The organism is Dietzia sp. 179-F 9C3 NHS, from assembly GCF_045369825.1.
Lineage (GTDB): Bacteria > Actinomycetota > Actinomycetes > Mycobacteriales > Mycobacteriaceae > Dietzia.
In genome coordinates, this window is sequence record NZ_JBIQES010000001.1 from 473790 (window position 1) to 485290 (window position 11501).

Here is an 11501-nt window from a genome sequence, read left to right on the forward strand (position 1 = left end):
CGCGGCGTACTCTCGTTCTCGCCCGACGCACGGTGCGGCGGCGCGAGGAGGGCCGATGAGCGCGACACCCGCGGAGACGGACGGGTCCGACGGACTGGAGAAGCCCGAGCGGATCGAGGCGTCCGAGGCCCGAGAGCCGGACGTCTACGCCCCGCACGAGGAACCCAAGGGCTGGGGCATCGCAGCGGTCACCGTGGTCTCGGTGGCCGCGGCGTTCGTCGTGATCGTGGGCCTCAAACAGATCTCGACGATCATCATGCCGGCGTTCCTCGCGCTCAACCTCGTGATCGCGGCCCTGCCGCTGCAGCGCTTCCTGCAGCGGCGGGGTCTGCCGCGGTGGACCGCGGCGACAATCGTGCTGCTGGTTTTGTACGCGGTCCTCGCCGCGCTGGTGGGGATGCTCGTGTGGGCGATCTGGGTGGCCGCCGAGGAGATCCCGCGGTACCAGGACAAGTTCAACGAGCTCTAGGCCCAGTCCATCGAGCTGCTCGCCCGCTTCGGCGTGAGCCAGGACCAGGTGGGATCCAGCCTCAAGGGGATCGACCCGCAGACCATCATGGGCACCGTCCAGAACGTCGCGGGCCAGCTCTCCTCGGCGGGCGGTCAGCTTGCGGTGCTCGTCATCGCGCTGACCTTCCTCGCCTTTGACCTGCCCGGCATCGCGCGCCGCAAGCGCATCATCGCCCGGCAGCGGCCGCGACTGGCCGACGCGATGTCCTCGTTCTCCGACGGCATCAAGTCCTACTGGATCGTCTCCACCGTGTTCGGCCTCATCGTGGCGATCATGGACACGGTCGCTCTCATGATCCTCGGCGTTCCGCTGGCGCTCGTGTGGGGCGTGCTCGCCTTTGTCACCAACTACATCCCCAACATCGGCTTCGTGCTGGGCCTCGTGCCGCCGGCGCTGTTCGCGCTGCTCACCGGCGGGCCGGCCGACGCAGTGTGGGTGATCGTGATCTACAGCGTGATCAACCTCGTCATGCAGAGCTTCATCCAGCCCAAGTTCACCGGCGACGCGGTGGGTCTCACCCCGTCGATCACGTTCCTCTCGCTGGTGTTCTGGTCCGCGGTGGCCGGCCCGCTCGGCGCGATTCTCGCCGTCCCGCTCACGCTGGCGGCCAAGATGCTGCTCGTGGACGCCGACCCGCGGATGAACTGGCTCTCGACGTTCCTCACCACGCCCGACGCCGACGCCAAACGTGACCGCAAACGGGCGGGGAAGATGCGCGGGGCCACTCCACTGGTCGGGACTGCTTCACGGATAGGTGACAGCTGATCTGTCTGGTCGAGTGACCGGGCTGGAAGGATGTCGCTGTGCCCAAGCCGTTCCCCGGGGAGTCCGCGAGGACGTCGTCCGTGTCGCGCAGAACCGTGAGCGAACATCGCTCACGATCAGTGTCCGGAAAAGCGGGCCAGGCTCCGGTTGCGCTTCCTCTCGGTCGCCCCCGTCCCCGGCTGCGCTTCATGTCGGTCGCACAACGGATGCGCAACCCCCTGGCGAGCCGCCGAAAAGGATGCGCACCCCCCTGACGAGCCGCCGAAAAGGATGCGCAACCCCCCGGGGTGCTGGGATGCCCTCCGCCGGCCCGCCCGCGCCCGCCTACCGCCCCGCGCGGTGCGCGGCGATGAGCTCGCGGTACCAGTGCCACGAGTCCTTGCGGGTGCGCGACTGCGTGGCACGGTCCACGTGGACCAGGCCGAACCGCTCGGCGTACCCGGCGGCCCACTCGAAGTTGTCCATGGCGGACCACACGTAGTAGCCGCGCACGTCCACGCCGGCGTCGATCGCCTCGGCGACGGCCGCGAGGTGTGCGCGCTGGAAGGCGATGCGCCGGTCGTCGCGCACGCGGCCGCCGTCACCCGGTTCGTCGTGGTAGGAGCACCCGTTCTCGGTCACGACGACCGGCGGCAGGCCGGGGTAGCGCTCGTGCAACGTCACGAGGATGTCGCGCAGGCCGGAGGGGATGACGGGCCAGTCGAAGTCGGTGCGCTCGACGCCCTCGATCCGCACGGGCGAGAACGGCATGTCGGCGGGGATGTCCACCTCGAGCACGCCGGAGTAGTCCTTGTCCGGCCGGGGTGCCTCGATCCGGGTCGGTTCGTAGTAGTTGACCCCGTAGAGGTCCAGGGGACGGGAGATGACGGCGAGGTCGGCCGCCAGCTGATCGGAGGTCAGTCCCGCGGAGGCCGCGACCATCTCGGCCACCCAGGCCTCTGGGTAGGCGCCGCGCAGGATGGGGTCGGAGAACAGCCAGTTGGTGAGGATCCGGAACAGGTCGGCGGCGCCGGTGTCCTCCTCGGAGTCGGTGGCGGGCAGGACGGGGAAGTGCTGCTGCACCACGCCCACCTCGAGGGGCCCGCCCCCGGCCCCGTCCCCGCCCGCGGGCCGCGCCGCGCCGCGGATCGCGTCCACCGCCAGCCCGTGCGCGCGCAGGAGGTTGTGGGCGACGGGCAGGCAGTCCAGGCCCATCCCGAGCGCGGGGGCGTGGTCGGTGAGCGCGTGCCCGTAGAGGGTGTGGACGTTCATCTCGTTGAGCGTGAGCCACCGGGTCACGCGGTCGCCGAGCGTCTCGGCCAGGAGCGCGGCGTAGTCGCCGAGCGCCTCGGAGGTGGCGCGCTCGAGCCAGCCGCCCGCGTCCTGCAGCGCCTGCGGCAGGTCCCAGTGGTAGAGGGTGGGAACGGGCCGGACCCCGGCGGAGAGCAGTTCGTCGACGAGCCGCGAGTAGAAGTCCAGCCCGGCGCGGTTGACCCCCTCGTCGTCGGTGCCGCGCAGGCCGCCCGGCAGGACCCGCGACCACGAGATCGAGAAGCGGTACTCGTCCACGCCGAGCTCGCCGAGCATCGCGACGTCCTCGGGCATCCGGTGGTAGTGGTCGCACGCCACGGTGGGGGTGTCGCCGCCGCGGACGCGGCCGGGTTCGGAACAGAAGGTGTCCCAGATGCTGGGGCCGCGGCCGTCGGTGTCGGCGGCGCCCTCGACCTGGGCGGCGGCGGTGGCGGTGCCGAACCGGAAGTGGGGCGGGAGTACGGGCTCGGGGGTCACGGGGTTCCTCTCGGCGGGAGCGGGAGCGGGGCGGGGGCGAGCGGGGTCAGCGGACGGTGCGCAGTGGCAGGACGCACAGGGCGGCGGCCACCGCGATGCCGGCGCCCACGCCGTAGAGGGCGGGGTAGCCGGCGGCAGAGGTGACGAGCGGGGCGGCGATCGCGGGCGCCACCACCTGGGGCAGCGAGCTGGCGATGTTGGCGACGCCGAGCATGGTGCCGGCGGTGCCGTCCGAGGCGAGGGTGGAGGTGATGATCGCCATGTCCACGGCCACGAACAGCCCCCAGCCCACGCCGAGAACGGCCGCGGCGACGAGCGTCTGCGCCATGGAGGTGGAGGTGGCCAGCACGGCGAACCCGGCGGCGGTGCCCACGGCCCCGGCGATCGCGAACGCCCTGCGGCGGCCCACCTTGTCCGACAGGGCCCCGGCCAGTCCGGCGCACACGGCGGACAGCAGCAGGGTGATCACGGTGACGAGCAGGACACCGCCGGCGGGGTCGTCGGACCCGATCACCGCGTCGAGGAAGAAGTACAGGTACAGCAGGAGCACGGCGTTGGCGAGGTTCATGAGGAACCGCAGCAGCCAGGCCCACACGTAGTCGCGGGTGGGCCGGAAGCCGGCCGGGCCCGGCGCCCCGGCGGGGTCGGGGGAGGGTGACGACGACGAGGCCGGCGCCGCGGGCCGCGGACGGTCGCCGGCGCGCCGGTCATGGCCGTGTTGGGCGAGCACGATCGCGCCGAGCAGCGCCGGCGTGCCCACCGCCAGGACGAGGTAGCCGAGCGGGGCGCCGCCCACGGATTCGGCGACGAGCGTCCCGGAGATCACACCGACGATCTGGCCCACGCCGAAGAGCGAGCCCACGAGGCCGCGCTGCTTCTCGGGGGCGCGGTCGGCGATGAGGGCGGCCAGCACGGCGAAGGGCCCGTTGAACCCGAGCTGCACGAGCGCCCAGCCGGCCACGGTGACGGCGGGGGAGTCGGCGGTAAAGAGGACGACGTGCCCGGCCGCGCCGAGGAGCGAGCCGGCGTAGACCACCGGCATCCGGGAGCCGAGGCGGGCGCGGCACCGGTCGGAGACGAGGCCCCACACGGGATTGGCCACCAGGGCTACGGCGGCGCCGACGCCGGTGACCAGCGCGAGCAGGGTCTCGCGGCCGGCGCCGGTGGCGATCCGGTCGGCCTGCGCGGGCAGCAGGATCTGAAGGGGGCCGAACCAGGTGGCGAACACGGCCACCACACCCAGCGTGAGGGCGAGGATCCAGCCGGCGCCGACGCGGGTGGCGGGTGCGGGCGCCGGGGCCTCCGGCCGCCGCGGCCCGGCGTCCGCGGGGCCGGTCACTCGGCGTCCTCGATGCGGGTGAAGGTGCCCTGGCCGGCACGGTCCAGGAGGTCGACGCGCACCTCGTCGTCGTCAAAGGTGACGCTGCCGCGCGAGCCGGCCGGCCACGTGCTGCCGGTGGGTGAGGCGGCGGGGCCCTCGGCGGCGAAGGTGTCGGCGTCCCAGTGGGTGAGCTCCGTCGGGCCGAGGCCGCGGCCGGTCTCGAGGGTCAGGGTCTCGCCGGCGCAGCGGACGCGCAGGGTGCCGTAGTAGGGATTGCGGTAGTCGCCGGTGAGCTGGTCGAGCGGGCGCGACTCCTCGGGGTCGGCGGGGGGCCGCTGGCCGACGAGGTCGCCGACCGGGGCCAGCAGGGCGGCGGTCTGGGCGGTGTGCACGGCGCCCCAGTCGAGGGTGGGGTCGCCGAACTGGGCGTGGTCGGCGAAGCGGGAGTTGATGGTCTCGGCGAGGCCGACGGGCCCGGCGTTGGTGAGCGTGACGATGCCCAGCTCCAGCGAGGGCAGCACGAGCACGGAGGCCCCCGCGCCGGGCTTGACCGTCCCGGGGTGGCCCCACAGGGCGCGGCCTGCGGAGGTGGTGCCCAGGGCGAAGCCGTAGCCGTACGCGCCGGGCCGGTCGGCGGCGGTGGCCGGCGGCACGGCCACCGACTGCGGGGAGAGCGCCTCCCGCAGGGCGGCCGGTGGGACCACCTCGGCGCCGCCGGGCGCGCGGCCGTCAGCCATCACCATCGCGGTCCAGCGGGCCATGTCGGTGACCGACGCAAAGGCGCCGCGGGCGGGGGCGAGGGCCGCCGGCGTGCGGTGGCCGGGGGCGGGGGTCCACGCCCCGTCGGCGGCGTCGCCCGCGCGGACGTGGTAGGTGGCGCGGTCGCCGGAGGCGGGGTCGTCCCCGGGGTCGGCCCCGGCGTCGGGGACGTAGGAGGCGCCGTCCATGCCGAGGGGCGCGAAGAGGCGCTCGTCGGCCAGCTCGGCCCACGGGGTCCCGGCGGATCGGGCCACGGCCTCGGCGGCGGCGGTGACGCCGCCCTCGGCGTAGGCGTGGGTGGTGCGCAGCGGGGCCGACGGCAGGTGCCGCAGGCGGTCGATCACCTCGCCGCGGTCCAGCCCGAGGTCCGCGAGGTCGACCCCGGCGTGGGCGGGCAGACCGGAGCGGTGGGCGAACAGGTCGCCGAGCGTGACCATCGGCGTGACGCGCGGGTCCGCGAGCGCGAACTCCGGCAGCACGTCCCGCACCGGCGTGGACCAGTCGAGCTCGGCGTCGGCGAACGTCGCGGCGGCCACCGTGGCGCTCACCGGCGTGGACAGGGCGCCCAGGGGGAACACGGTGGAGCCGTCGACCGGCGCGTCGCCGGCGGCTCCGCGGGTGCCGAAGCCCTTCGCGTAGACGGTCTCGCCGCGGTGCACCACGGCCACCGCCACGCCGGGCACGCCGGAGGCCTCCCGCTCCTCCTCGACGATCGTCTCGACCTTGCCGATCGCGTAGTCGATCCGGTCGTCGTCCACCCCCACACCCGAGTAGGCGTACGGGGACTCGTCGGCCCCGGGCTTGGGCGGGGCGCCCCCGCAGGCGGTCACGAGCAGCGGCACCGTCACCGCCGCGGCGAGCACGCGGAGCGCACGGTGGGACGGCCGCCGCGACACACGGCGGGCGCCCCGGGAGGACAGGCCCGGCCGGGAGGACATGCCTGCAAGATTAGTCCGGGCGGGACCGCACGGCCGCCATGCGCGGTGGCGCGCCGCGGCCGGATCAGTGGGCGCTCTCCCACGTCCGCACCCACGCCTCGGCGCCGTTCATGAGCTGGCGCTCGAGTTCGGCCCGGTCGGGCCCGGCCCGGTGCAGCACGTCGGCCACCCAGTCGGCGTAGAGGCCGTACTGGGCCACTCCGTCGCGGTTGAGGTCGTACGTGCGCTCGCCCAGCGTCCACCGGTCGATCACGGCCCCGTTGGGCGCGGTGAACGGGTAGACCAGCGGGTCGGTCGCGGCGCTCGTCCGGGGCTCGGCGAGCGGGGCGAGCCCGTTGACGTCCGAGCCGAAGCCGTAGCCGTGCCACGGCCGCGTGGTGCCCTCGCGGTTTTCGCGCCAGTGGTCCGCGAACGTCTCATCGCCGTTCTCGGTCCGGTCGGCGGCGAAGGCGTAGGTGGCCACGAACCCGCCGAGGTCGTGCAGGCGACGGTTGAGCACCGGGTCGGCCCACGTGTGGTCCGCGGCCAGGGCCGGGTAGCCGGCCTCCTCGGCCATGTCGAGGGTGCGGCTCGCGGCCTTGACCGACATGTGCTCGATGTTGATCACCATGCCGCGCGCCATGAGCCCGCGGACCGTGTGCTCGCCCAGCGGGCTCAGGCCGCGGATGTTGCACTGCGGCCCCTCGGGGTAGACGGGCAGGGCGTGGCCGGCCGGCGTACCGGACGAGGCGGCGGCCAGGCCGTCGGCGACCGGAGTGCTGGCCAGCGGCTGCGGATGGTCGGCGGCCTCGCCGGTGCAGGGCTCGGTCTCCCAGAACCGCTGGGTGCCGAGCTTGTTGCCCACGTTGACGGCCACGCCCGCCAGGTCCCGGTCGAAGCGCGTGCCGGCGAGCGCGTTGTCGAACTTGTGTACCGGGAACACCGTGGACACGCCCCACGAGGCGAACTCGTCGAGGCCGCGGTCGATGTCCGCGGTCGTGCACTGCGGGGCGCCGTCGATCACGCGGCAGCCGAACGGCTCGGAGGTCTCCACGCCCAGCGTCACGGCGAGCTTGCCCTGCGCGGCGATCTCGCGGACCTCGCGCGGCGACCGGGCGATCCGGAACCAGCCCTGCCCCGGCCCGCCGTGCTCGGCGTCGATGTGCGCCTCCATGCGGTCGAGGTAGTCCACCTGGAGCCGCAGCTGGTCCATCTCGTCGCACGAGTGCGGCGAACCCGGCACGAGTTCGCACAGTGTGCGGTTGCCCACCAGGTAGTTCTGCAGGACCCGCATGCCGGAGCGCCAGGCCCGCTCGATGCCCGTGTAATAGGCCTGCTCGTGGAGCTGCGTGTTGTGCGCGGGCCAGTCGGCGAACGTCGGGTAGCCCTGCGTGCCGCCGGGCACGTCGGTGCCGCCGAGGATCGCCTCGAGCAGCGCCATGTGGCCCAGACCGGAGTGCGGCGGGCAGTCGCCGAGCGCCTCCGCGATGCCGCCGGGGGCGAAGGCGGTGCCGCAGCGCAGCGCTCCGCCGAACGCCGCCGCGGCGCTGATGTGGGTGTGCGCGTCCACGAATCCGCGGATCGGGGCCGAGGGGTCGCCGCTCGGCGCCGCGCCGGGGGAGAGCACGCCCACCGCGGTGCCGTCCCCCACCGCCGCGTGCGCGGCGGCGGGTCCGCCGTCGGGGGAGGGGAGTCCGACGACGACGAGGCCGGCCGCAGCCAGGACGGACACCGACGCGCGCGCCCACCGACGCGCGGTCGAGGGCCTCGTCGTCGTCGCCCCGGTCGTCCCCGTGCCGCGCTGAACCCTCGTGCTGCGCCGTACCCCTGTGCTGCGCCGTACCCCTGTGCTGCGCCGTGCCATCGCCGCGTCCCCTCGCTCGCCGCCGTCCCCGGGCGCCGACCGCGCCCGATCTGGTCGAGTGACCAGTTGGCGTTGTGGGGGAGCTTAGCCCGGTTCGGCGCGTCGCGGTGCAGGTCGGGCCGCGTCAGTTGGTGTCGGCCACCAGCGGCTCGATGGTGAGGTGGTCCATCTCCTTGGAGATGTACTGCAGGCGCCACTTGTCGCCGAAGAGGGCGAGCAGCTCGCCGTCGGTGCGCGTGAACACCTCGACGCCACGCTGGCGGCCCAGCTCGTCGGCGGAGTCGGCGTCGGTACGGCGGGCGATGGTGTACGGGAGGTTGTCCACGACGACCTCCACGTTGAACTCGGCCCGCATCCGCGCCGTGACCACCTCGAACTGCATGGGGCCCACGGCCGCCATGACCGGGTTGGCGTCGCCGCGGGTGTCGTTGCGCAGGATCTGCACCACGCCCTCGGCGGCGAGCTGGTCGATCGCCTTACGGAACTGCTTGTACTTGCCCAGCGACTGCGCCCGGACCACCGCGAAGTGCTCCGGGGCGAACTGCGGGATCCGCGGGAACTGCACCGTCTTACCGGTGTAGAGGGTGTCGCCGGGCGCCAGCGCGGTGGCGTTGACCAGGCCCACCACATCGCCCGGGTAGGCGGTCTCCACGGTGGAACGGTCGCGGCCGAACACCGTGAGGGCGTACTTGGTGGTGAACGGCTTGGCGGTCTGCGCGTGGGTGACCACCATGCCGCGCTCGAACTCGCCGGAGACGACGCGCATAAAGGCCAGGCGGTCGCGGTGCGCCGCGTCCATGCCGGCCTGCACCTTGAACACCACGGCGCTGAAGGGGTCGGTGGTCTCCCGCGGCGTGCCCGAGACCGTGTCCCGGGCGCGCGGCGGCGGGGCCAGGTCCACGAGCGCGTCGAGGATCTGGTGGACGCCGAAGTTGAGCATGGCGGAGGCGAAGATCACCGGGGAGGTCTCGCCGGCCAGGTAGAGCTCCTGGTCGTGATCCTGGCCCATCGCCGAGAGCAGCTCCGACTCCTCGACCGCGGTGGTCCAGGGCTCGCCCTCCTTGGCCTCGGCGGCGGACGGGTCGTAGTGCTCCTCCGGGGCGATGGTCGACCCGCCGGCGGTGCGGGTGAAGTGGATGTACTCCTCCGGCGCGCCCTCGTCGCCGCGCCGCAGTAGCCCGCGGTAGTCGCCCGCGATGCCCACCGGCATGTACAGCGGGGTGGGCACCAGGCCGATCTGCTCGGAGATCTCGTCGAGCAACTCGAGCGGCGCCCGGCCGGGCCGGTCCCACTTGTTGATCACCGTGATGATCGGCAACCCGTTGTGCTTGCACACCTGGAACAGCTTGAGCGTCTGCGGCTCGAGTCCCTTGGCGGCGTCGATGAGCATGACCGCCGCGTCGACAGCCGTGAGGACGCGGTAGGTGTCCTCGGAGAAGTCGGCGTGGCCGGGGGTGTCCACCAGATTGATGACGAACGGCTCGTCGTCGGGATCGGAGTGCTCCGGCGCATACGTGAACTGCAGCGCGGTGGAGCTCACGGAGATGCCGCGGGCCTTCTCCATCTCCATCCAGTCCGAGACGGTGGACTTGCGGCCCGACTTGCCGTGGACGGCGCCCGCCTCGGTGATCACCCGCGCGTGCAGGGCCAGCGCCTCGGTGAGCGTGGACTTGCCGGCGTCCGGGTGGGCGATCACGGCGAAGGTACGCCGCCGCGCGACCTCCGAGGCCACGTCCACGCCCGCCGCGCCGCCGTTCGCCGCGCCGCCGGTCGCGTCGGTCGGCGTGGGGTTCTGGCTCACGGCAGGCTCCTCAGGGGTGGACGGTCGGTCCCCCAGCCTAGTTCCGCGGCGGGCGCTCGGCCGAATCGCGCGCGCCGGTCAGCTCGCGGGCGCCGCCTTGCGCCCCGTGCGCATGCGCTGCTCGAGCCGGCCCGCGAACCAGGTGAGCGCGTAGTTGATGACGATCATGATGATCGCCACCACGACGAGCGCGGCCAGGTAGTTGCGGTAGTAGGAGGCTGACTGGATGCCCGAGCGCACCACCTCGATGTAGCCGATGAGGTAGCCGAGCGCCGAGTCCTTGAGCGCGATCACCATCTGGGCGACGATCGCCGGCAGCATCGCGGTGATCGCCTGCGGGAGCAGGATGAGCCGCATCGCCTGCCCGGGGCGCAGTCCCAGCGAAGCGGCGGCCTCACGCTGGCCCGACGGCAGCGAGCGCACGCCGGAGCGGATGATCTCGGCGATCACCGAGCCGTTGTAGAACGTCAGGCCGAACACGACCGCGGCCAGGGCCAGGTACGTGGACGGGAACAGCTGGTACATGCTGAACAGCTGGTAGGCGAAGATCATGAGGATGAGCACCGGGATGGCGCGGAAGACCTCGACGATCGTCCCGGACACCGCCCGGACGGCGCGGCTCTCCGAGAGCCGGCCCACGCCGAGCACCAGCCCCAGTGCCATGGCGAGCATGATCGACAACACCGCCGAGACGATGGTGCCCACCAGGCCCGGCAGAAGGTACGTGGTCCAGGTGGTGCTCTTGAGGAACGGCGTCCACTTCTCGGCGGCGAGCTGACCGTTGCGGCCCAGGATGAGCAGCACGAGCGCGGCGAGCGCGAGGCCCGCCACCACGCTGACGATCGCGATGGTGCGGTACGCGGCGCGAGCCCTGGGGCCCGGGGCGTCGTAGAGGACGGTGGCCTGGGTGCTCATCGCTTCACCGCCAGACGGTTGCCGAGCCAGCCGAAGAACAGGCCCGTGGGGAGGGTGAGGATCATGAACCCGACGGCGAAGATGCCGAAGACCAGGAAGATCTGGTCGGCGTGGTTCTCGATGGTGGACTTCATGAGCAGCGACGCCTCGGCCACGCCGATCACCGACGCGATGGTCGTGTTCTTGGTGAGGGCGATGAAGACGCTGCCGAGCGGGGCGATCACGGCGCGGAAGGCCTGCGGTAGCACGATCAGCCCGAGGATCTGCAGGAAGCCCAGCCCGAGGGAGCGGGCGGCCTCGGCTTGGCCGAGCGGCACGGTGTTGATGCCGGCCCGCAGGGACTCGCACACGAACGTCGAGGTGTAGAGCACGAAGCCCAGGACGGCGAGCGCGACGTTGTTGTTCTCGATGAAGTGCTCGTTCTCCGGCGCCAGTGTCAGGCCCAGGTTCTGGTAGAGCCCGATCGAGCAGAAGAGGATGACCAGCGTGAGCGGGGTGTTGCGCACGATGTTGACGTAGGCGGTGCCGAAGCCTCGGAGCACCGGGATCGGCGAGACCCGGAAGCCGGTGAGGATCGTGCCCCACACGAGCGAGCCCAGCGCCGAGAGCAGCGTGAGCTTGATGGTCATCCAGAACGCCGGCCACAGGTCGGGGGCCAGCTCGGTCCACATGGTGTCCACGCGTGCCTCCTAGTTGTACTGCCCAGGGAGGTTGTTTGATCTGGCTTCCCTGATGTGACGAGAACCTCCCGGCAGAGTGGAGCTGCTACCACATCCGCTCTGAACCAGGGAGGTTCTCGTGTCTCACGCTAACGCGGCGCTCACCCCGCGCCAAAGGCTCCGCCTTGCCCGGAAGGTCGTCGACGAGGGATGGACGATCGC

At 72.7% G+C, this 11501-nt stretch carries 9 protein-coding genes; 2 read left to right on the forward strand and 7 right to left on the reverse strand.

Annotated elements, in window-relative coordinates:
- The first annotated feature begins 55 nt into the window (after window positions 1-55).
- Window positions 56-469 (forward strand): AI-2E family transporter, encoded by a 414-nt coding sequence (locus ACH0BZ_RS02330; protein WP_406896306.1) that lies wholly within the window; start codon window positions 56-58, stop codon window positions 467-469.
- A 33-nt stretch (window positions 470-502) separates the two neighbouring features.
- Window positions 503-1276, forward strand: a complete 774-nt coding sequence (locus ACH0BZ_RS02335) for an AI-2E family transporter (RefSeq protein WP_406896307.1) — start codon at window positions 503-505, stop codon at window positions 1274-1276.
- A gap of 324 nt (window positions 1277-1600) precedes the next feature.
- On the opposite strand, the gene ACH0BZ_RS02340 is transcribed toward ACH0BZ_RS02335, so the two are convergent.
- From ACH0BZ_RS02340 to ACH0BZ_RS02370, 7 genes are all read right to left on the reverse strand, one after another.
- Complete coding sequence (locus tag ACH0BZ_RS02340) at window positions 1601-3043, reverse strand: GH1 family beta-glucosidase (protein WP_406896308.1); 1443 nt, start codon at window positions 3041-3043, stop codon at window positions 1601-1603.
- 46 nt (window positions 3044-3089) lie between these two features.
- Window positions 3090-4382 carry an MFS transporter gene (locus ACH0BZ_RS02345; RefSeq protein WP_406896309.1) on the reverse strand — a complete coding sequence of 431 codons (1293 nt, stop codon included), beginning with the start codon at window positions 4380-4382 and terminating at the stop codon, window positions 3090-3092.
- The gene (locus ACH0BZ_RS02350; RefSeq protein WP_406896310.1) at window positions 4379-6061 is read right to left on the reverse strand and encodes a serine hydrolase; all 1683 of its coding nucleotides are present in this window, start codon (window positions 6059-6061) and stop codon (window positions 4379-4381) included. The genes ACH0BZ_RS02345 and ACH0BZ_RS02350 overlap by 4 nt, the downstream gene beginning before the upstream one ends.
- 64 nt (window positions 6062-6125) lie before the next feature.
- Window positions 6126-7772, reverse strand: a complete 1647-nt coding sequence (locus ACH0BZ_RS02355) for a hypothetical protein (protein ID WP_406896311.1) — start codon at window positions 7770-7772, stop codon at window positions 6126-6128.
- 256 nt (window positions 7773-8028) lie between these two features.
- Window positions 8029-9642 (reverse strand): peptide chain release factor 3, encoded by a 1614-nt coding sequence (locus ACH0BZ_RS02360; protein WP_406896343.1) that lies wholly within the window; start codon window positions 9640-9642, stop codon window positions 8029-8031.
- Window positions 9643-9783: 141 nt separating this feature from the next.
- Window positions 9784-10620: an amino acid ABC transporter permease gene (locus ACH0BZ_RS02365; protein WP_406896312.1), complete on the reverse strand. Its 837-nt coding sequence runs from the start codon at window positions 10618-10620 to the stop codon at window positions 9784-9786.
- Window positions 10617-11291: an amino acid ABC transporter permease gene (locus ACH0BZ_RS02370; protein ID WP_406896344.1), complete on the reverse strand. Its 675-nt coding sequence runs from the start codon at window positions 11289-11291 to the stop codon at window positions 10617-10619. The genes ACH0BZ_RS02365 and ACH0BZ_RS02370 overlap by 4 nt, the downstream gene beginning before the upstream one ends.
- Window positions 11292-11501 lie beyond the last annotated feature (210 nt).